The sequence below is a fragment of the Iodidimonas sp. MBR-22 genome (assembly GCF_029946565.1).
Classification (GTDB): domain Bacteria; phylum Pseudomonadota; class Alphaproteobacteria; order Sphingomonadales; family Rhodothalassiaceae; genus Iodidimonas; species Iodidimonas nitroreducens.
The window spans coordinates 1-22,105 of the sequence record NZ_JARKVQ010000020.1 but is presented as its reverse complement, the minus strand read 5'-3'; the positions used below and the strand labels follow the sequence as shown (position 1 = coordinate 22,105).

The following is a 22,105-nucleotide window of genomic DNA, read 5'->3' as shown; positions in this document are numbered from 1 at the left end:
TTTGAGGTGCCCCCGATCTTCATGGCTGCTTGGGCAGGCGTGTCCGCAGTTTTAACGGATCGGCCAATGACCTATTGATATCATCGGTGAGATAATCAACAAAACGTGCCCGATCTTCGGAACTGCGAATGATATAGGCGGTGATAATCACCAATAGCTCCGTGCGCTCCACACTCAGTGAATCGACGCTGAACAGGCTGCCGAGCCACGGAATATCCTTTAGCAGGGGAATCCCCGTATCGCCCCGGGTGATGCTATCCTGAATCAGGCCGCCAAGCACCGCCGTGCCCCCATCATCCAAGGTGAGCTGGGTGCTGAGATTGCGATTCGAGATGATCGGGCTGGCAATCGCCGCATTGGGATTGGGCAAAGCGCTGGAAACTTCCTGTGTGATGGTGAGATCCACCCGCCCGGTGCTGTAAACAATCGGTTCGATATTCAGCAAAACACCGGTGGACCTGAACTGCACGGATTGCAAAACATCGCGCGAGCCGCCACCGCTTTGCTGATCCGCCGCCGATTGCGAGGTGATCACCGGCACATCGGTGCCCACCTGAATATTGGCCGCCCCCCCCGACCGCGCCACAAGACGCGGGGTGGAGAGCACATTCACCTGCTGATTTTGGGCAAAGGCATTGAGCGCGCCCGACACATCGCCGCTTAAAAAGCCGAGATTAAAGCCCGAAGCCGATAGCCCAAGCCCGCCATCGGTGCCAAAGCTGACATCCGCCCCACTGCCCCCCACACTATTGACAAAAAACTCAACGCCATATTGGGTTTCGTCGGTCAGGGTCACTTCGGCCACCGTGACTTCGATCAAAACTTCGGGGGTGGGCTGATCGAGCCTGCGCAATAATTGCAAAAGCCGTTGGTAATCGCTGGCACTGCCCGAAAATATCAGCCGATTGCCCAAGGGATCGACGACAATCTCGCCCTGCGAACGGGATTGCGACCCCCCGTTTGAGGCATTGGCGGCAGTGGGGGCCGTTGTAGTTTCGGCACCCGGCAATCGCCCGCCCCTGTTGCTTAAAACGGCATTGGCGGTTTCGGCAATCGAGGCGGCATCGGTATTTTGCACATCATAAACGAAAATCTGATCGATATCCCCCTTTTGCGAGGGCTGATCCAAACTATTGAGCCAATAGAGCACCCTTTGCCGGGCTTCTTCTTCGCGCACGAAAACCAGCAGGCTATTGGAAAAAGGAACCGGTACCATGTGGATCGGTAAAAACTGGCGCTCGCCAACGGACGCCTGCCAGCCTTCGGCCCGCAGGATTTTCGCCAGTTGTTCGGCCAATTCCTCGACCTGCCAGAAAATCGGCTTGAACTGCATCACTTCGGAATTGGCAAAAGCCAGATCATCCATCGTCTCGATGATTTCAAGGGCGGCATCCACATCTTCGGGCAGGCCGGTCAGGATCACCGATCCGGTGGTGGTATCATTGGTCACTTCCAGGGCCCCGCCGCGCGGAAAAGCCTGCAACAAAAGATTGCGCATATTGTTGGAATCGATGGCCTGCATCTGCACAAACTGCACCACCGGGCGCAAAGCGGCCGGGGTGGATTGCCGGGATCGGGAACGCAGGAATTGCGGCCGCCGTCCACGGGCATTGGCATCGGCGATCACCACATAAAGGCCATCTTGCGGGCTGACACGAATGCCATAATCCTTCAGGGCAACAGAGACCAGATGCAGAAAATCGGGTGCCGAAAGCGCCCCTGATGAGCGCAATTGAATAACATCCTTGCGCGCCGCCACTTCCGGCCCGGTGGAATAGGGAACCTTCAAAATCTCGCCAAAAACCACATCAATGAAGGCCGGCAGGATCAGCGGCGGCACCGAGGCATCCACCGCCGTTTCGGGCAAGGCCGGGGCCTTTACCTCATCGGATGTTTGCGGCGCATCAGATTTGATCGAGGGCACGGCCGTGGCGCGCAGGCGCTCGTTAAACGGCTGCTTTAGAAGCTGATTATCATTGGCCGGGGCATCGCCGATGCTATCGCCCTGCCCGGCCGGACGATCCGCCCGATCAACGCGATCCCCCAAAGAATTATTGCGCACAGCGATTTCGGGCTGCATGTTCCAATTGGCACAGCCCGCCAAAGCCATGAACCCCATGAGCCCCCACAGCGGACCGCGCACGCGCAAAAATCTCAAAGGGCTTCGGCTCATAGGTGTGGGATCATTCTCAATATTATTCAAAACCAGTGATTGGTTGCGGCACGATAGAACCGCAGCCGGGGGCGGTCAATCTTTCTCGATCCTTTGATCATGCAGCAAAATGCCGAAAATTTTTCCGCATATTTCACTTTATCATTCATTGGATCGATTTATAGGGGTGATTGTCTCAAAAGCGAATAAAGGAAGGGTTAGCATCTGCTCATCTTCATACTGCACCTTCAGGGCATCAAGGCTGATAGACAGAATCTGCCAGCCCGGTGCCGGCGCGCTGCCTTCGGGCCAACCCGTAATCGTCCCATCCTTTTGCCGCAGATACACCATGGGCGAGGCATCGAGGAAGGCGGCGGCAATGATTTGCGGAAAAGACGCGCGGAGCGCCGCCAGACTATCGGCACCCGCTGCCCCTGTTGCCCCCGCCGCAGCCCCGGGGGCCTGATAGGCTTTGGCCTCAACCGCGCCAAAAGCCCCACCCGCCAGCAAAAGCCTTGCCAGATCATAAAGGCCGATGCCCCCCTGCCTCGCCATGGCAGCGGGCGGCGGCACCGTGGGACGCCATTCGATGCTGTTTTCAATCTCTTTGCGCATGGCCACATCAGCCATGAAATAGGCCGCAATGCCCGATAAAATCCCGAAAGCCGTGATCAGCAGGGCGGGCAATAAAAACAGCCGCAAGCGATCATGATCCATTGGATGCCCCCCCCCTGTTCGCCTGTGGCACGGTATTGGTTTGAGGGGCATTGGTTTGAAGGGAAGGGGCGGGGGTCGGCTGGAAAGGGGCAATGCCCGAAAACCGGATATTGGCGCCACGAGCCGCAAAATTGGCATTGAAATCGGTGGTAATCAAGCGCGGCATGGCCAAGGACAAGGCCAGCATCATCCGCACCACTGCCCCCTGATCCCCCCGCACATTGAGATCGAAACGCAGGGCATCCACCCCATCAACCTTCAGGATTTCAGGATTCACCCGCACATTGCTGGCCGCCACATCCTGCTCTTTGGCCAGCGTTTCCAAAGCCCCATGGACCATCGCCGCCGCAATACCGGCGGTGGGGGCCTGCCACGCCCCGGCCTGCCAATGATCCATATCCATCTGCGCGGCTTTCGCCCGAACCGCCCATAAAGCGGGATCATCGAGATCATCCATGATCATCGCCTGAGTGCGCGCCGCCTGCGCCCGCTGCCCGGCTTGCAAAGCCGAGGCGCGCATGTCCAGAAAAATCCAGAGCAGCAAAAGAACAAACAGCAGTTTCAGGCCCAGAATGACCCGATCATTCGTTTGCTGCTTGAGCCATGAAATCAATTCAGTCATGATCTATCCGTTTCATAGGCTCTTCTTATGGCAGCTTCGGGCGGCGGCTCGCAAGCCCCGCTGAGATGACCATCTGAGATCACCATCTGAGATCACCATCTGGCACGATAAGGGATCGGAGCGCGCGCTCCAAAAAAAACGACCCGCAAAAGATTTTGCGGATCGTTTTCTGCCCAACTAACTTGATTACTCCGATATAATGGAGACCAATCTTAATGGGTCGCACACACGAGGACCATCAACAGGCTACGAGATATTAATTTGAAACGCAAGTCCGAAAGCGTCAGGAAATTGCAGCACTCTGCTGGTTTCAGCCTGATCGAAATGATCGTAACGCTGGCGCTCTTATCGCTTATCTCCCTGATTTTATTTCAATCTGCCATCACCCAATGGTCGAATATGCAGCGCATTTCTTTGGCTTTCGAGCGCGCCCAGAACCTGCCCTTGCGGGAAGAAATTTTTCGTGATGTAGCCGGCCAGCTTCTGCCCGGCTGGCCCGAACAGCAGATCGGCATCTTCAGAGGGGGGCCAGAGGGTTTTAGCGGCATCACCTTGCGGCCCTTCTCGGCCCTTGATCATCAGCTTGCCCCCCTTGATGTGCGCATCAGCAATCAGGGGGCTGGCCAAAGCCTGATCATGGGTGGCGAGGATGCCAATGACATTCTGGCCAGCGAGATCAGCAATGCGCGCTTTGATTATAAAGCCATGGATGGATCATGGCATGATCGCTGGCCGCCCGAAACCAAGCCGGGAAACGGCTTTTTCACGGATCAGGTCTATTTTGAAACGCCCCAATTGCCCGAAGTCATCCGTTTGCGCTTTAGCCGCTCGAATACCCGCCATATCTGGTATGTCACCCCGCATAATCGCAATAGCCTGCCCTTTCGCCTTGAAGATCCCAATGCCGGGGATAACGCCTTATGATCAGCAAACCGGCAGCCCCCGCGCATGCACATAAGCCCCGCATTGGGCAGAATGGAATCGTGCTCCCCCTTGTTCTGGTGTTCATCCTTGTGTTTGCTTCCCTTTCGATGATCGGCATCCGGGCCGCCCGCACCGGCCAGGATTTGACGCGGGCCATGATCGATCAACTGGAAGCGGAAAAAAGCTTCATCAGCACCGAAAGCCGCACGCTTTTTCGCTGGCTTACCGCCCAACCGGTGATTGGCGGCATGGATTTATCAGCAGAGGCGAAATACAACCCCTTAAGCTTTCAGGATGGCTTGCCCGCTTCCGAAAATGCCCTGGATTTCTGGTCAGCCCAAAGTGGCATCCGCCGCGATGACAATGGCATCCTGATCCATTATCAAGACAGCGCCGGGCTGATCTCCCTCAATGGAACCAATGAAGATGAACTGATTTTGCTGATGGAGGCGATGGGCTTTGATCAGCTCAAAAGCAATCGGCTGATCGCCCGCCTGCTTGATTATACCGATAGCAACAGCATCCGGCGTTTTCAGGGGGCCGAGGCTCCGGCTTATCGGCTATTGAAAAAGCCGCCCCCGGCCAATGCCCCTTTGCGACATGCCTTAGAAGCCCGTGCGGTGCTGGATTGGGCCGAAGAAAGCGCTTTGTGGGACAATGATCAGCTTTTGATGGTCGCCACCGCCGAGCAACGCTCCTTCGGCCTTAATCCCGCTCTGGCAGCCCCGGCTTTGCGCGCGCTTTTGGGGGATGATCGCTTGCAACAACTGGCCGGTTCGGGCGATGTGTTCAGCCAAAGACAAGCCATTCCATCGCCACGCGCACGGATGCGTTATGAACAGTTTATCGATGGCCCCTCATCGCGCTATAAGCTGATCAGGATCATTGAATATGAGCGTCGCCCGGTGGCCGCCGACCGACCCTTTTATCGCTATAGCATTGGCACGCGCCGACAGTCGCAGGATGTTTATGACCAGTACGACGACATTAAAGCACTTCTTCCAGCCGGCTCTTGAACGGCTGTCGCCATCCGGGGAACGCCAGATCCTGAGCAAGGGTGGATTTTTCGGCGGAAAAGTGCTCGTTTTACCAAGGGCGCTGTGCCGCTATCAATATCGGGCCGGTGATTTTGGCGATGCCAGGGCTTTGCAGGCTTTAGAGCTGAAAATCCAGTTTGAAACACCTTTTGCCAATCCCGGGCATTATGTTCTGCGCAGCCCCCATGGGGCGCATATCTGGACATGGGATCAAGACGCCCTGCCCCTTGAGGCCCCGCCCCGTGCGGGCCTGAGGCTGATCCCCGAAAGCGCCCTTTATCCCGCACCCGCCGGAAATCAGCCCGCCCTGCGGCTCCTTCGCTGTATCGATGGCGTGGAAGGGCAGATCTGGGATGGGCGTGATCTCAAAACCGCCCGCTGGTGGCCGCAAGCACCGGGATCATTGGCATGGCAGGCTTTTTTGAAAGCCGGACGCTGGGAAGGCGCAGGCGACACGGGCAGCGAGTGGGACGAAAATAGAGCGCCGGGCCAGCCCCTCAGCCTTCCCCTCACAACGCCAAAGCTGATCGACCGGCCTTTTCGCATTTGGGCGGTGGAAACAGGGTCGAGACATCTGGTGCCTTTGGCGATCATCCTGTTTCTCGGCCCCTTCAGCTATCAGCTCAGCGCCTGGGCCAGTGCCACATGGATGACCAGCCATTATCAGAACAAAGCCAAGGAAATCCGTTTATCCGCCCAATCTTTGCTGGCGGATCGGCGCGCGGCCCTCAGCGCCCTGCAAACAATCGATCAGCAGCAGGCTTTGGGCGATGAAAGCATCGCCGTCAGCGCGCTTTTGGAATGGACGCGGATTTTGGATGCCTATCCGATGACGATCACCCGGGTTCAGTTCAGCGATCGATCCATCGCCGTCTATGCCGATGCCAAACAGCCCGTAGATGCGCCTGCGATCATCGCCGCCCTGGAAGAAAGCCCGATCTGGAGCGGGGTGACCTTGCAGCCCTCGGTGGGATCGATCCTGATCGTGCGCGGCGAACTCAGCCCCTTCCTCGACCCCTTTCCCCTTGAAAAACCTGTGGTTGAGGATACGCCCTGAACGAACAAAAAACCCAAAAAAAAGCCCGGCGCCGAAACCAGCACCGGGCCTTCAAAGCTCTCGCATTTATAGTGCGGATCTGCGATTCAGGGATAGCTGAGACCATAGCCAAAGGAATAGACGGGCTTTTCATCCGCATCCCCCACATTCACCGGCATCTGATCCGGGCGGGCGGGCCATGAAAAGCTCAAGCGGCCGGTAAAATCAAAACGCGGCGCCCCATTTTCATCGGCGATCAGCACATCGGCCACGCCGCCGCCTTCGGTGCCCGGCAGCCATGCCGCCACAAAGGCATCCGCCGCCTGCAGATGATCGCCTGCCCACATGGGCCGCCCCGACATCATCACCGCCACCGTGGGGATGCCATCGGCCTGCAATTTTTTCAATAAGCCAAGGCTGGTGCCGCCATCCTTGAAGGCGATACTATCGGTACGATCCCCTTCAAATTCGGCATAAGGGGTTTCCCCGAACACCACGATGGCCACATCCGGGCGCTTTTTATAGCTGCCTTTGGGGCTGTATTCCGCCTTGCCACCGGCGGCTTTCACCGCCGCTTCGATGCCCGACCACAGGGTTGTCGCCCCGGGGAAATAAGAATTATCAAGATCGCGACCCTGCCATGTCACGCTCCAGCCCCCGGCCTGCATGGGAAGGCTATCTGCCGCCGATCCCACCACCAGAACACGTCGATCATGGGCGGCAATCGGCAGAACCGCCGGTTCGTTTTTAAGCAAGACAAGAGATTGCCGCACCGCCCGGCGCGCCAGATCGCGATGCACCGCATGGCCCAGCACCGCTTCCACGCCGGCCAGAGGTTGTTCGCTGGGGCGTTTGCCATCAAACAGACCGGCACGGAATTTGACCCGCAAAATACGCCGAACCGCATCATCGAGACGCGCTTCAGTGATCGTGCCCTTTTTCACATGGGCAAGCGTGCTGCGGTAAAAATCTTTCCAGTTGACCGGGGCCATCACCATATCGACACCGGCATTGATCACTTGCGCGCAAGAGCCAACGGTGCAGCCGGGGATCTGTTCATGACCATTCCAATCCCCCACCACAAAGCCATCAAATCCCATCCGATTTTTCAAAACATCGGTAAGAAGATAGCGATGCCCATGCAATTTATCGCCATTCCAGCTATTGAACGAGGCCATCACCGTTTGCACCCCGGCCTCAAGGGTCGAGACATAGCCCAAGCCATGCAGCCTGAATAAATCAGCCTCGCTCATCACCGTATCGCCCTGATCATCGCCGCCCAAAGTGCCGCCATCGCCGATGAAATGCTTGGCCGTGGCAATCACCCGATCCGCCACCAGAAAAGTGCCATCGGCGGGCGTTCCCTGCAGCCCTTCGACCATCGCCCGGCCCAATCTGGCAACAAGGGCGGGATCTTCGGAATAGCTTTCATAGGTGCGGCCCCAGCGTTCATCCCGCGCCACCGCAACAGTGGGGGCAAAGGCCCAGGGGATGCCCGTAGCCCGCACCGCCCGCGCTGTGGCCGCGCCGATTTCGCGGATCAGATCGGGATCATTCGTGGCCCCCAAGCCGATATTATGGGGATAAAGGGTTGCCCCCACGATATTATTATGGCCATGCACGGCATCGGTACCCCACAGGATGGGGATCGCCGTGCGGCCATTTTTCGGATCGACCGAAGCATCATAAAAGGCATTGGCTGCCGCCACCCAGGATAAAAAGGCACCCTTCGCATCTTTGGTGGGATAAGAACCGCCGCCGTTCAGAACCGAACCGATGTGATATTTGGTAATTTCTTCCAAAGAAATGGAATGAATTTCCGCCTGAATGGTTTGCCCTACCTTTTCTTCCAAGGTCATGCGGGCAAGCATGGCATCGATCTTCTTCTCGATTTCGGGATCTTCGGGCACTGCGCTTTTTACCACCGGCCAGATCGTCGGGTCTCTTTCGACTGTCATCTGAGGGGCGGAATCCTGAGCAAAAGCCGGGGCGGATGCCGAAAAGATCAGTGCGGCAAAACCCAATGCCTTAAACGCAAAGGCCATGCTGCTAAACCGTGTTTGGGATGGGGAATGCGACGGCAAAATCATTTCATCAACCATGAGAAAAGTCCCTGACAGAAAGAACAAGAGGGCGGAAATGGGAGCAGGATCGGTGGCAATGCCCTGTCCTGCTCCCATCACGGAGGGCTGATCTCAGCTTTTCAGCCGCAGCCGAACGCCATAGGTGCGCGGGCGGGTGAAAAAGCGCGTATTGTCGAATTGGGTGATCAACAGCGCCTGTTCCCGTTCCTGATTGGTGATGTTGTTGACAAAGGCTTCGACCCGCACCCGGCCTTCGGAAAGGCTGTAGCCGGAACCAAAATCAAGGGTGAGGAAGCTGCCCACCGTATCATCGAGACGCAAACGCGGATCTGAGGGATTTTGGAAATCGATGCTGTTGAAAATGGTCAGGAACTGTTTGGTGCGCCAGCCCGCCGAGACAATCCAATCAAAGGTGCCCGGACCCATTTCAAACATATGGGACAAAGACCCATTCAACTGATAGCGCGGGGTGCGCGGCAAGCGCCGGCCATCAATGGATTGATTAACCGCTTCATCAGGGGCCACATCCGCCTGGAAGCGGAAATCCTGAATGGGCTGAGAATTCTGCACATTGGCTTCCAGCCACAGGAACGACCAATCAAAATTGATATTATAGGGAAAGCGGAAGCCGCCATCAAATTGCGCGCCATAGATTTCGGCATCCGAAGCATTGAAATTGAACGACACCACCAAACCGCCGGTTTCGGTATCCACGGCATTGGGATCAACGCCTTCAAATTCAAGGATTTGCGCTACTGAAAGCAGGGAATTGAGCACCAGATCAGAATAATCATTATAAAAGAATGATGCATTGAGCCGGACATTGGTGGCCCCCACATCAAATTCATTCTTGCTGCCAAATTCAAAGAGGGTGACTTTTTCCTCGCCAAATTCAGGGGCAAGAGTATTGGCATCGAATTGATTATTATTGGCACCACCCGGATTGAGTGGCCCAAGCCCATCGGTACCCGGCACATTATCATTGAAGCCGCCCGATTTATGACCGGTAGAAACACTGAAATAAATCAGATGATCATCGGTGATGTCATATTCCAGCCGTGACCGCCAATCTACGAAGCTATTATCGATGCGGCCATTTTGAATGGCGATCTGACCGGGAAAAGGCAGAGCGAAACTGACCTTGCCATCCGCCGGACAATTGAAGAAATCGCCTGCAATGGTATCGAGACAATCCGGGCGCTGATCAAAAGGTGTGTCACCAAAAACCGGACCATTGGCGAAAATATCATCAACATTATCGCGCACCCCGAATTCCTTGACCCCATCAAAGAAGAAATCCAGAACTTCCTGATCATTGACAAAGCCATCGCCATTGATATCGGGATTGAAAATGCTTCTGTCCTTACCTGCGAAATCAAAGCCCGGCGTACCGATACGCACCCCGCCGCAGCAGGAGAAATTCTCTCCACCGATGGCAAAGCCATAGCGGGCATTGACGCCGAAACGGGTTTTCTTGTCATCGGTATAGCGCACCCCACCGGTCAGCCGCAGCTTGGGGGTGATGGAAAAAGTGGCATCCCCAAAGAAAGACAGAGATTCGCCATCCGTATCGGGCTGATTGAATTCAAGCCCAGAGAAGAACAGGCCGCGATCCCCGGTGGAACCCAGGAAAGTGAACTGCTCTTCTTCGAAATAGAACACCCCGGCAGACCAGATCAGGCGCTGATCATCTTTCGAGACCAGCCGCAATTCATGAATGATCGATTCGGAATCGGTAATCGATTGAAAGCGGGAGAAATTATCGAAATTTTCTTCAAACGGAACCAATGTTTCAAGTACACCGGGGAAATCGGGACCCAAAGGCGTCGTTGCCTCGAAATCATAGACCAGATCGCGATAGCTCCCCAGATATTCGATATTAAAGGGACCGACATCATAATTGATTTCGATCTTTGCCCCCCAATGTTCAGTATCCAAAATAGGGGTGATCCCGCGCGCGATCACATTACGCGGCTTTTTGATTTCAGAGGGCGCAACCCCATTGCCCAATGGATTGGCAAAATTGACCCCGGTAAAGCCCGTGCCTTGCTCCTGCACATAATCGCCGGTCAGAAGGATGCGGAGTTTATCATTGGGTTCATATAGAAAATGCGCCCGAAAGCCCAGATTGTCCTCGGCCTCGGCAACATCAATATCATCCACCGGACCCACATTATTAAGATAGGAATCATGATCAAGGCTAAAGCCCGACACCCGGAGGGCCATTTTATCGCCAATCGGCACATTGACCATGGCATGGATCGAGGTTTGATCGAAATTGCCAAATTCCACTTCGGCCATGGCATCCCAAACCCCAAGACCGGGCTTGATCGAGATGATATTCACACTGCCCGCCGTGGCATTGCGCCCGCGCAGGGTGCCTTGGGGGCCGATATTCACTTCCACCCGCTCGATATCGAAAAAGACCGAGCCAATCCCCCGGGGACGCGGCACATAAACGCCATCAAGATGGGTGGCAGCGGCCGGATCGCCCAATTCGGTATTGTTGCTGCTGCCGATCCCGCGAATCCACACCTCGACATTGCCCTGATTATTGGCAATCTGCAATCCGGGGAAGCGGCCATTGAGATCGGTGAGATTCTGCACCCCAAGCTGCTTGAGATCGTCCCCCCGAAAGAGGGCGGCCGTGCCCGCAAGATTTTGCAGGCTTTGGGTGCGGCGCTCCACCGTCACGGTGATTTCCTCGATCTCGATCTGATCACGATCCGTGACCTGAGCGAAAGTAACACCCGACATGGCCGTGCCAAGTAACGCTGATGTCAGAACTGTCCGCCGCGCGGATCTGTTAAATGATCGGTTCATTTTTCTCTCCCCATGTGGAAGGCCTCACCTTCCAGATCCATCCTGATGACGAACAGGCTTTGCCCGGTCGCCTTGATTGACAAAGTCGCGGCCTGATCGGTTGATCCGATCTTCCAACCACGCCCACGGCCCTTATGGCTTTATGATAGCGCTTTCAGAATCGAGCGTTACAGGAAGAGGCAACAGAAATCCAGCGTTTTATGGTAGCGCTTTCAGGAAATTGCGCAGATTGTAAATTTTATAAGGAATAAGCGTGCAGGGGGAAAAGCCGCCAAGGCTTCCGTGCGGGTCCCTAAGGCTTGGTTTTCAAGGGTGGCGTGGTGGGGCCGTGGATTGGCGAATGATCATTTCATGCGGAACGGTGATATGCATCGCGTCGGCTTTCAGCCGGCCTTCCCGCACCGCCATCAGATTGGCGATGGACAAAGCCGCCATATCCCGTGTGGATTGCCGGATGGTTGAAAGGCTGGGGGTAACCCAGGATGCGATGGTGCCATCATCAAAGCCCATCACCGATAGATCATCGGGCACCTTCAACCCCCGCTCGGCTGCCACAGACAGGACGCCTGCAGCCATTTCATCATTGCTGGCAAAAATGGCCGTGGGGGGATCGCCCCGATCAAGCAAGGCACGGGCCCCGCGCGCCCCGCTGGCAAAATCGAAATAGCCCTGGGCCAAAGCATCGGCGGGCAATGCGACGCCGTGGGCCTTCAGGCTTTCCTGAAAGCCCAATAAACGATCATGCGAGCCCCCATGTTCGGGATGGCCGATGATATGCCCGATCCGGCGATGGCCAAGCCCGATCAGATAATCGGCAACCTCGCGTCCGGCGGTGCGATCATCGATCCCGACCGACAAAATCTGGTCCATGCGCCGGATCGGCGCCACCCGGATCATCGGAATCCGCCGTTTTTGCAACAACGCGATCACCGCTTCATCATTGCACACGGGCGATGTGAGGATGATCCCATCAGGATTGATCTGGCCGATGAAGCTGGCGAGTTTATCGGTCATCGAGGGATGATCGAGAATTTCAATGACCAGATGCAGGCCTTCCCGGCTGCAGGCGGTCACCGCCCCCCCCAAAAGCCCCGCCACATAATCCCCCCCCGCATGATCAAAGATCATCGCCATGATATGGGATCGATCCCCGGCCAGATTGCGGGCATAAAGATTGGGGCGATAATGCAGTTCCTTCACGGCGGCATGAACGCGCTCGCGCATGGCTTCGCGCACATAGCGCTCATCATTCAGCACCCGCGATACCGTCGATACCGAAACACCGGCAAGCCGCGCCACATCATCAATCGTGGCTTTCATGATCTTTTCCAGGGTCGTCTCCAGCCATTGTCTTGCACCCTCAACCGGGATAATGATAGCGCTTCCAGATGTCCATAGTTTCATCGCTTCTCAGATGTGATTTTAAAAGCATGACCCCGGAAATGAAACCCTTTCAAGGATGGCTCGGCTTATGAGAACCGGCGCATGAGGCTGGGTTGGCGCACCCGCATCGGTTATGGATCGGGGGATTATGCCCTCAATTTATTCTGGCAAGGCACGGGTTACTATCTTTTCTTCTTTTATACGGATGTGATCGGCCTGCCCGTGGCCACTGCCGGGGTGATCTTTGCCATCGGCGGCCTGTGGGATGCGATCAGCGATAGCCTGATGGGCTATTGGGCCGAACGCACCAAAAGCCGCTATGGCACCTATCGGCCTTATCTGCTCTATGGCTGCCTGCCCCTCGCACTCTCGTTCATTGCTGTTTTCTATCCTTATCCCATTGAAAATGAATTGCTCTTGATTATCGTGCTCACGCTTGCCCTCCTTGTCTTTCGCAGTGCCTATACGCTTGTCTCCATCCCCTATGCGGCGCTCAGCGTGCGCTTGAGCCAGGACAGCGATGAGCGAACACGGCTCGCCACCGTGCGCATCGTTTTTGGTTTTTTGGGCGGGATCACCGCGATCATTCTGGCGGGCGGCCTGCAAGATCAGTTGAGCGACCGGCTGGCCTTTCCGATCTTTGCCACCCTGTGCGCCTGTCTGTCGGTGCCGATCCTGCTTTTCTGCTTTCGCAACTGCCATGAAACCGCCGCCAGCACCCCATTAGCCCCGGCGGCTTATAATTTGGGGCAATTGATCAAGGCGATGCGGCACAATTCGGCGTTTCTTCTGCTGTGTGGTGGCATCATTCTGGTGACTTTGGGCGGTGCCCTGATCGGCAAAACCGTCCTTTATATTTTTGTTTATGATCTGGGGGATCGGGCGGCAGGCAATCTCACAATTTTGATCATGACCATCATCCCGATCCTAACGATCCCTTTATGGTCATTGCTTGCTCTGCGGTCTGGCAAGAAAATCGGCTGGCTTGCAGGCAGTGCCACGGCCTTTATCGGGATGATCTTCCTTTATGCTGATCGCTCTGGCTCGGTGCTGATGGCCATGCTTGGCTATGGGGTGATCTCGGCCGGGCTGTCTTCCTTTGCGGTTTTATTCTGGAGCATGTTGCCCGATACCATCGAATTTGGCGATCTGCGCTCTGGCGTGCGCCATGAATCGGCGCTGGTGGGGCTGATCTCTTCAATGCAAAAAGCGTCCATGGCCGGTTCAGCCCTGCTTTTGGGGATTTTGCTCGATCTCATCGGTTATCAGGCTGAAGCCATGCAATCACCCCAAACGCTGGATGGCTTGCGCATGATTGCCGGGCTGATCCCTGCCATGGCCATGGTTTTATCCGCTTTGGCCATAGCCTTTTATCCGATCAGCACCGCTTCGCATCAACGCACGCTGCGGGATCTGGCCACCCGCGACCAAAAAGCCGAAAGCCCTGCCGATTGACTTCACAAATGCGCTATCCTGTTGAATTAACAAGACAGGTTTCATAAATTCGCCCCATTATAGTCTGAATTTGAAACCTCGACATTTGTGTAATGCGCGCATTTCAAGGTGGCATTGTGTTTCACTGGCTTTATCCATGGTTGCCGGGTTCATTTCAGATTGCCAGATAAAAGGGTTCGGCATGAAGATTATCCTTGCGCAACCGCGAAGTTTCTGTGCGGGCGTGGAGCGCGCCATCGAAAGCGTTGAACGGGCTTTGGCGCTGTTTGGCGCGCCGGTTTATGTGCGCCATGAAATCGTTCATAATCGCCATGTGATCGAGGATCTGCGCGCCAAAGGGGCCATTTTTGTCGATCAGGTGACCGAAATCCCGAAAGGCGCCCGCACCATTTTTTCGGCCCATGGTGTTTCGTCCGACGTGGAAGCGGCCGCCCATGCGCGGGGCCTGAAGGTCATCGATGCCACCTGCCCGCTGGTCAGCCGGGTGCATCAGGAAGCCCAGCGCTATGCCCGTGCCGGCTATGCGGTGATCCTGATCGGTCATGCCGGGCATATCGAGGTTGAAGGCACGCTGGGCCGCATCGATGGCCAGGTGCATCTGGTGGAAAGTACAAAAGATGTTGAAGCGCTGGACCTTGGCACCGCCGAGCGCATTGCTTATGTAACCCAGACAACGCTTTCGGTGGATGATACCCGCCATATCATCGCCGCCCTGGAAAAACGCTTTCCAAAGATCAAAGGCCCGGATGTGAATGATATCTGCTATGCCACCCAAAATCGTCAGCAGGCGGTGCGCGAAATTGCGCCGCAGGTGGATCTGATGCTGGTGCTGGGATCGGCCAACAGCTCAAATTCCAACAGGCTGCGTGAAATAGCCGCATCCTATGACATTCCCGCCTATCTGATCGAGAATGCCTGCGCCCTTGATCCCGATTGGCTGGAGGGTGTGAGCCATATCGGCATCACCGCCGGGGCATCCGCCCCTGCATTTTTGGTTGACGAACTCATCGAACGCCTTCAGACCCTTGATCAGATTGATCTGATCCCTCATGAGGGCGTTCTGGAAACCCAGCGTTTCAAACTGCCCGCCGGATTGAGCGGCAGCGCCTGACGCCAGATCGAAGACACGAAAGGAATCACCGTGGCTGTCCCTATTTTGCAACAAATCCGCGTCGGAAGTTATATCCTCAAGCAAAAGCTCAAGGGGAATAAGCGCTATCCGCTGGTTTTGATGCTGGAACCCCTGTTTCGCTGCAATCTCGCCTGTTCGGGCTGTGGCAAGATCGATTATCCCGAACCGATCCTGAACAAGCGGCTTTCGGTGAAAGAATGCCTTGATGCCGCCGATGAATGTGGGGCGCCCATCGTCGCCATTCCCGGCGGCGAGCCTTTGATCCACAAGGAAATCGGCGAAATCGTCGCAGGGCTCGTGAAGCGCAAGAAATTCGTCTCGCTATGCACCAATGCTCTTTTGCTGGAAAAAAAGCTGCATCTGTTCAAGCCGTCTCCCTATCTCTTTTTCTCGGTCCATCTTGATGGCCTGAAGGAAGAGCATGATAAATCGGTCTGTCAGGATGGCGTGTTCGATAAAGCCGTCAAAGCCATCAAGGCAACGCAGGACAAAGGCTTTCAGGTCAATGTCAATGCCACCATTTTTGAAGGGGCGCAGCCCGAACGGGTGGCGGCTTTCCTTGATTATGCCCGCGATATAGGGGTGGGGGTCACCATTTCCCCCGGCTATGCCTATGAACGCGCCCCTGATCAGGAGCATTTCCTCAATCGCAAAAAGACCAAGGAATTGTTCCGTGATATTCTGGCCCGGGGCAAAGGCAAGAAATGGACCCTGAACCATTCCAGCCTTTATCTCGATTTTCTGGCAGGCAATGAATCCTATCATTGCACGCCATGGGGGATGCCCACCCGCAATATCTTTGGCTGGCAAAAGCCCTGCTATCTTTTGGGCGAAGGCTTTGTTTCCAGCTTCAAGGAATTGATGGAAACCACCGAATGGGATCAATATGGCACCGGCAATTATGAAAAATGCGCCGATTGCATGGCCCATTGCGGCTATGAGCCCACGGCTGCTGCCGATGCTTTGGCCAATCCGCTGAAGGCCCTGATCTCCGGTTTGCGCGGCCCCCGCACCACGGGTGCCATGGCCCGGGAAATTTCATTGGATAATCAGCGGCCCGCCAAATATATCTTTGAAAAGCAGGTGCAAACCTTCATGACCGATGTGCATGAAGACAAAGCCGCAAAAGCCGGTGCAGCAGATCAAAGCAAATCAAAAGCCGCTGCGGGCGAAGCCAAAGACACGCTCGCCAAAACGGCCTAAAACTGCTTGGGCCGTCTTGCTTTGGCGGCCCAAACGCAGCAATTCTGGCAGCATCCCCGGATTCGCCAGCACAGCCCTGATCACCGGCCATAGGGCCAAGGTGCCATCGGGGCGCATCCCCAAAAGCGCCGATTGGGGAATTTCCTGATCCGCCGGATCGGCAATCACCCGCAATGCCAGAAATGGCAGGCCCGCGCGGGCGGCTATTTTGGCCACCCCATAGCTTTCCATATCCACAGCCATCGCCCCGCTTTCACGAAACAGCGCCCGCTTTGCCCCATGGCTGGCGGCGGGCACCACCGCTTCGATGATCGAGCCGGTATAAAATCCCGGTAAACCGCCAGCCTGATCCAGATCGGGCGTCTGTTCCGTCCCACCGGGGGCAGCTTCCAAGGCCCGGCTGAGGGCACAAAACAAGCTATCGGCCGCCAGCAGTTTTTTATGATCGGCGCTGCGCACAGAGCGAGCCAAAATCACATCGCCGCTGCACAAGGCAGGATCAATCCCCCCGGCCAGCCCCATCGACAACAAAATCTGCGCGCCTTCATCCACCAGCTTTTGCGCCGCCATGGCCGCCCGCGCCCGCCCCGGGCCAAGGCACAGCACCATCACCTCATCAGCACAGCCTGCGGCGCGTGCAGCCGCCAACACCACCTGCGCTTCAAACACAAGGCCCGTTACGACGCCCAGTTTTTTCATTGTACCTGTTCTTTCCGATCGAATGCCTGAAAATCGCCATAACGCAGCCCGAAGCCGATCATCAACCCGGCCTGAAGCTTTTTGACGGCGCGCCTGTTAGGGCTAGTAAAGATATTCGTCAAAAGCGCGATTGGCATCCCCATGCCAGTGCCCGTGATAATCGGCCAGCATCTGATCGGCAAGGGTGCGGTTATCTTCGACCATCTGTTGCAGGATATTGAGGAACACCGCTTCGCTTTCATCGGCATCATTTAAAATATTGCGCGCCGCCAAACCTTGTCGGGCAATCATCAAAACATCCCGCCCCAGCTCGCGCAAGGTGCGATTGCCCGGCACCGGCGCCGACAAGCCCCATTTCGGCGCGGCATCGCGCAGGGCCCGCATCTCATCAAAGCGCCAATCCTTGACCAGATCCCAAGCCGCCGCCTGCGCCGCCCCATCATAAAGCAAACCCACCCACAAAGCGGGCAAAGCACACAGCCGGGCCCATGGGCCGCCATCGGCACCGCGCATTTCCAGAAAGGTTTTCAGCCGCACTTCGGGGAAAATGGTGGTGAGATGATCCTCCCAATCCTTGAGGCTTGGGAAAAGACCGGGATGGCCGGGCAGGGCCCCTTTCATGAAATCGCGGAACGATAAGCCCGATACATCGAGCATCACCCCATCGCGTTCGATGAAATACATCGGCACATCAAGGGCATAATCCACATAGCGCTCAAACCCGAAGCCATCTTCAAAGACAAAGGGCAGCATACCGGTGCGATCGGGATCGGTATCGGTCCAGATCTGGCTGCGCCAGGATAAAAAGCCGCTGGGCTTGCCTTCCAGAAAGGGTGAACTGGCAAAGAGCGCGGTGGCCAAAGGCTGCAAGGCCAATGCGATGCGGAATTTCTGGACCATATCGGCTTCCGAGCCAAAATCCAGATTCACCTGCACGGTGCAGGTGCGCAGCATCATATCAAGGCCCAAATTGCCTTTTTTCGGCATATAGGCGCGCATGATATCATAGCGTGCCTTGGGCATGATGGGGATCTGATCACGCCGGGCAGTGGGGTGAAAGCCCATCCCCAAAAAGCCCACATCAAGGGTATCGCCCACCGATTTCACCTGTGCCAGATGGCCATTCACCTCGCGGCAGGTTTGATGCAGATTATCAAGGGGGGCGCCGGAAAGCTCGAACTGCCCGCCCGGTTCCAAAGTGATCGATGCCCCATCCTGATACAGGGCGATGAGATGGCCGCGCTCATATTTCGGGCTCCAGCCAAAATGGCGCAGGCCTTCCAGAACGGCTCCGATCCCACGCGGGCCTTCATAGGGGATGGGGGCATGATCATGGCGATCAAACACGAATTTTTCATGTTCCGAACCGATCCGCCAGTGATCTTTCGGCTTTGATCCCCGCTCCAATGCAGCAACAAGATCGGCCTTGCTTAAAAGGCTGCTTCCCTGATCGGCCATATAGCCCGCGCTCCAGACTGTTGTTCGTGAAACGGAGTTAGGCGAGACGCCCCGCTATTGCAAGCCTGATGGATCATCAAGGTCAGCCGCCCCAAGGACCGCCCCCACCACCGACAAGGCCGCGATGACCGCGGTTTCAGCCCGCAAAACAAGCCGCCCCAACCCAACGGGCTGAACCGCCTGATGCGCCCGCAGGGCTTCGCGCTCGCTCGGCGAAAAGCCCCCTTCGGGCCCACATAAAACCGCGCAGGGCTTCGGGCCCTGCGGCTCACTATCACGCAATTGTGTTCCCAAAATCCGTTTTGCCGCTAGCAACAAAGGCTGGGCATCCCCGGCTTCATCGCAAAAAAACAAAGGCTCGGGGGCGGGCCTAGCCGCCAAAAGCTGTGACAGGGGCATGGGGGGATCGATCCGGGGCAGGCTCAAACGTCCGCATTGCTCGGCGGCTTCCCGGGCGATGAGCTGCAGGCGATCATCCCTTAGCCGCGCAATCTGGGTATAGTCGGTGATCACCGGGATGATGCGGGCCACCCCCAATTCGGTGGCTTTTTCGATGATCAGATCGGTGCCCGCGCGCTTAACCGGGGCAAAGCACAGGGTCAATCCGGGCCATGCGGGATCATCCTTTTGGGCGCGGGTCTGGCTTTCCACGGTTAAAAGCGCGGCTTTCCGGCTGATATCGGTGATCTCAGCGTGCCATTCACCATCCATGCCATTAAACAGGCTGATCAGATCGCCCGGCTTTTGCCGCATCACCGATCCGATATAATGGGCGGCCATATCCGATAAGCGGATCGCCTGCCCGGCCATCAGCCGGTCGGAGATAAAAAGGCGGATCATCGGATGCGATTTGCTCATCGCTTTGGGGTGCCGCTTTGCGCCGGGAAGGTCAAGGCCCAAATCCTGGGCCCCAGAAATCCGCAAAGGGGCCGACTATACAACGGCACATAGGCAGAGTAGCATCCCGATCCATCAAAACCTAAAAACGAACCAATATTGCAGGCCATCATCAACGATCAGGGGAAATGTTCATGCACAGATCGATTTCAGCCTTAAGCCTTGCTGCCATGCTTGTGGGCGGGGCTGTCACCGGCTTTGCCGCAAGCCTTGGCTTTCACGCCACGGCCATGGCCCATACGGTGATCCATGCCGGACGGCTGATCATCGATCCGCAAAAACCGCCCTTGCGTGAACAATCGATCATCATTGCCGATGGCCGGATCGAGAGAATCGAAGCGGGCTACAATGATGCCGATCCCCAAAAGCATGACGTGATCGATCTGAAAAACGCCACGGTGATGCCCGGGCTGATCGATATGCATACCCATCTGCTGTTTGAACTGGGGCCACAGGCCGCCCTTGATCGGGTGAAGATGAGCACCACCGATATGGCCATGCAGGGCGCGCTTTATGCCAAACGCACCCTTGATGCCGGCTTTACCACGGTGCGCGATCTGGGGGGCGACCCGGAAGCCATTTATGGCCTGCGCGATGCGATTGAAAAAGGCTGGATCAGCGGCCCCCGCATCATTGCGGCGGGCAATAGCATCTCGGGTACCGGCGGCCATGCCGATGTGGATGGCTATAATGCCGAAATCCTCCATATGATGACCCCCGATACCATCTGCGATGGCCCTTATGATTGCCGCCGGGCGGTGCGCACCGCTGTCAAATATGGCGCGGATGTGATCAAGATCACGGCCACCGGCGGCGTGCTGTCGGATTCCGCCACCGGCCTGATGCAGCAGATGAAAGACGATGAAATCGCCGAGATCATCTCCACCGCCCACAGCATGGACCGCAAAGTGGCCGCCCATGCCCATGGCGCCGATGGCATCAATGCCGCTTTGGAAGCCGGGATCGATTCCATCGAACATGGCTCGCTGCTCGATGAAAGCTCGATCAAGCTGCTCAAGAAAAGTGATGCCTGGCTGGTGCCTACGCTGATTGCCGGGAAAACCGTGGTCGATAAAATCCGCGAGCAGGATTTCCTGCCCCCCTCGATCCGGGAAAAAGCGCTGGGCCTGCCCGCCCTGGTGATGGCCAATGTGGGCAAGGCTTATAAGGCCGGGGTGAAAATCGCCTTTGGCACCGATAGCGGTGTTTCGGCCCATGGCGATAATGCTCAGGAATTTCTGTTGCTGCGCGAATTGGGGATGAAAAACGATGAAATGATCGCCACCGCCACGGTGAATGCCGCCCAATTGCTGGGGATGAGCGATAAGCTGGGCACCATCGAAGCGGGCAAATATGCCGATATCATTGCCGTTTCGGGCGATCCTCTTGATAATATCGAAGCCCTTCTTGATGTGGGCTTTGTGATGCGGGCGGGCCATGTGGCCAAAAACGATTTCTGATCGGCCCACCCCACCCAAGCACAAGGCCCCCACCCCATAAAGGATTGATGCTTATGCCTGCCGCCACCCGCCCCCGTCGGTCCGTTCTTTATATGCCGGGATCAAACAGCCGTGCCCTGCAAAAGGCGCGGTCTCTCGCCTGCGATGGCCTCATTCTCGATCTCGAGGATGCCGTCTCTCCCACCGCCAAGGATGAGGCCCGCCAGCAGGTGCGCGCCGCCCTCAATGCCGGGGGCTATGGCGAACGCGAACTGGTGGTGCGGATCAATGCCCTTGACAGCGATTGGGGGCGCGAAGACCTCGAAGCCCTGACCCAAAGCGCGCTTGATGCCATTTTGCTGCCAAAAGTGAGCACGCCGGATCAGATCCACGATCTGGAACAGCGGATGAATGCACTGGGCTATGCCCCCGATTGCGCCATCTGGGCGATGATGGAAACGCCTTTGGGAATTTTAAATGCCCAAAGCCTTGCCGCCAGCACGCCCAGATTGGCCTGTTTCGTGATGGGCACCAATGATCTGGCCAAGGATCTTCGGCTGCCCCCCGATGCCGATGATGCGGCTTTTGCCACCAGCTTTGGCCTGTCTCTGCTGGCGGCGCGGGCTTATGATCTGGCGATTATCGATGGGGTTTATGGGGCGCTTGATGATGGGGATGGCTTCCGCCGGGCCTGTGCCAAGGCGGCGGCCTTGGGCTTTGACGGCAAAACTTTGGTGCATCCACGCCAGATCGATCCCGCCAATGAGATTTTCCGGCCCTCAGCCGACGCCATCGAAAAAGCGCGGGCGATGGTAACGGCCTGGGCAGAGGCCGAAGCCGCGAACAAGGGCGTCGCCGTGCTGGATGGCAAGATGATCGAGCTTTTGCATGTACAAGCCGCCAAACGCCTCCTCGCCCTCGCTGATGCCATCAACGCACGGGGCTAGGGGATTTTTCGCCAAAGGCCCGCGTCATCAACTCTGTTGTTGGAGTTTCATATCTCTGATTTTTGCGTTAGCGATGACGATGATTTTTCGCATGAGG

General features: G+C 56.5%; 17 protein-coding genes. 8 read left to right on the top strand and 9 right to left on the bottom strand.

The genetic code is table 11. The features are described from left to right. Positions 1-19: 19 nt before the first annotated feature. From QK300_RS12435 to QK300_RS12425, 3 genes are all read right to left on the bottom strand, one after another. The gene (locus QK300_RS12435) at positions 20-2,173 is read right to left on the bottom strand and encodes a secretin N-terminal domain-containing protein (RefSeq protein ID WP_281302062.1); all 2,154 of its coding nucleotides are present in this window, start codon (positions 2,171-2,173) and stop codon (positions 20-22) included. Positions 2,174-2,314: 141 nt separating this feature from the next. Next, entirely contained in the window at positions 2,315-2,869 is a 555-nt protein-coding gene (locus QK300_RS12430; RefSeq protein ID WP_281302061.1) for a hypothetical protein, read from the bottom strand. Further along, positions 2,859-3,491, bottom strand: a complete 633-nt coding sequence (locus QK300_RS12425; protein ID WP_281302060.1) for a hypothetical protein — start codon at positions 3,489-3,491, stop codon at positions 2,859-2,861. The genes QK300_RS12430 and QK300_RS12425 overlap by 11 nt, the downstream gene beginning before the upstream one ends. Before the next feature lie 261 nt (positions 3,492-3,752). Between QK300_RS12425 and QK300_RS12420 the strand changes: the two genes are divergently transcribed. The 3 genes from QK300_RS12420 to QK300_RS12410 are packed head-to-tail and all read left to right on the top strand — an operon-like array spanning position 3,753 to position 6,509. Beyond that, the gene (locus QK300_RS12420; protein ID WP_281302059.1) at positions 3,753-4,415 is read left to right on the top strand and encodes a prepilin-type N-terminal cleavage/methylation domain-containing protein; all 663 of its coding nucleotides are present in this window, start codon (positions 3,753-3,755) and stop codon (positions 4,413-4,415) included. Further along, entirely contained in the window at positions 4,412-5,431 is a 1,020-nt protein-coding gene (locus QK300_RS12415) for a type II secretion system protein GspK (protein ID WP_281302058.1), read from the top strand. Before QK300_RS12420 ends, QK300_RS12415 begins: the two co-directional genes overlap by 4 nt. Then, complete coding sequence (locus tag QK300_RS12410) at positions 5,385-6,509, top strand: hypothetical protein (protein WP_281302057.1); 1,125 nt, start codon at positions 5,385-5,387, stop codon at positions 6,507-6,509. The genes QK300_RS12415 and QK300_RS12410 overlap by 47 nt, the downstream gene beginning before the upstream one ends. An 86-nt stretch (positions 6,510-6,595) precedes the next feature. Here QK300_RS12410 and QK300_RS12405 read toward each other — a convergent pair whose 3' ends face one another. The 3 genes from QK300_RS12405 to QK300_RS12395 all read right to left on the bottom strand — a co-directional run bounded on the left by QK300_RS12405 (position 6,596) and on the right by QK300_RS12395 (position 12,715). After that, entirely contained in the window at positions 6,596-8,446 is a 1,851-nt protein-coding gene (locus QK300_RS12405; RefSeq protein WP_281302319.1) for a glycoside hydrolase family 3 protein, read from the bottom strand. Positions 8,447-8,683: 237 nt separating this feature from the next. Continuing rightward, a complete protein-coding gene (locus tag QK300_RS12400) occupies positions 8,684-11,329 on the bottom strand; it encodes a TonB-dependent receptor (RefSeq protein ID WP_281302055.1) in 2,646 nt (881 codons plus the stop codon). 372 nt (positions 11,330-11,701) lie between these two features. Continuing rightward, positions 11,702-12,715 (bottom strand): LacI family DNA-binding transcriptional regulator, encoded by a 1,014-nt coding sequence (locus tag QK300_RS12395; protein ID WP_281302054.1) that lies wholly within the window; start codon positions 12,713-12,715, stop codon positions 11,702-11,704. 165 nt (positions 12,716-12,880) lie between these two features. Between QK300_RS12395 and QK300_RS12390 the strand changes: the two genes are divergently transcribed. The 3 genes from QK300_RS12390 to hpnH all read left to right on the top strand — a co-directional run bounded on the left by QK300_RS12390 (position 12,881) and on the right by hpnH (position 16,568). Further along, positions 12,881-14,233 (top strand): MFS transporter, encoded by a 1,353-nt coding sequence (locus tag QK300_RS12390; protein ID WP_281302053.1) that lies wholly within the window; start codon positions 12,881-12,883, stop codon positions 14,231-14,233. A 181-nt stretch (positions 14,234-14,414) separates the two neighbouring features. Next, on the top strand, positions 14,415-15,344 hold the full coding sequence (gene ispH, locus QK300_RS12385) for a 4-hydroxy-3-methylbut-2-enyl diphosphate reductase (RefSeq protein WP_281302052.1): 930 nt from the start codon (positions 14,415-14,417) through the stop codon (positions 15,342-15,344). 30 nt (positions 15,345-15,374) lie between these two features. Further along, entirely contained in the window at positions 15,375-16,568 is a 1,194-nt protein-coding gene (hpnH, locus tag QK300_RS12380; RefSeq protein ID WP_281302051.1) for an adenosyl-hopene transferase HpnH, read from the top strand. Here the strand turns inward: hpnH and QK300_RS12375 are convergent. The 3 genes from QK300_RS12375 to QK300_RS12365 form a co-directional block, all read right to left on the bottom strand. Further along, positions 16,518-17,267 (bottom strand): hypothetical protein, encoded by a 750-nt coding sequence (locus QK300_RS12375; RefSeq protein ID WP_281302050.1) that lies wholly within the window; start codon positions 17,265-17,267, stop codon positions 16,518-16,520. The two genes, hpnH and QK300_RS12375, sit on opposite strands and share 51 nt — an antisense overlap. Before the next feature lie 102 nt (positions 17,268-17,369). Continuing rightward, positions 17,370-18,725 carry a glutamate--cysteine ligase gene (locus tag QK300_RS12370; RefSeq protein ID WP_281302049.1) on the bottom strand — a complete coding sequence of 452 codons (1,356 nt, stop codon included), beginning with the start codon at positions 18,723-18,725 and terminating at the stop codon, positions 17,370-17,372. A 54-nt stretch (positions 18,726-18,779) separates the two neighbouring features. Next, entirely contained in the window at positions 18,780-19,583 is an 804-nt protein-coding gene (locus tag QK300_RS12365) for a 16S rRNA (uracil(1498)-N(3))-methyltransferase (RefSeq protein ID WP_281302048.1), read from the bottom strand. Positions 19,584-19,756: 173 nt separating this feature from the next. Here QK300_RS12365 and QK300_RS12360 point away from each other — a divergent pair, with 173 nt between their 5' ends. Together QK300_RS12360 and QK300_RS12355 are read left to right on the top strand one after the other, a co-directional pair. Then, positions 19,757-21,082, top strand: a complete 1,326-nt coding sequence (locus QK300_RS12360; RefSeq protein WP_281302047.1) for an amidohydrolase family protein — start codon at positions 19,757-19,759, stop codon at positions 21,080-21,082. Between the two features lie 53 nt (positions 21,083-21,135). Further along, the gene (locus tag QK300_RS12355) at positions 21,136-22,008 is read left to right on the top strand and encodes a CoA ester lyase (protein WP_281302046.1); all 873 of its coding nucleotides are present in this window, start codon (positions 21,136-21,138) and stop codon (positions 22,006-22,008) included. The last annotated feature ends 97 nt before the right edge of the window (positions 22,009-22,105 follow it).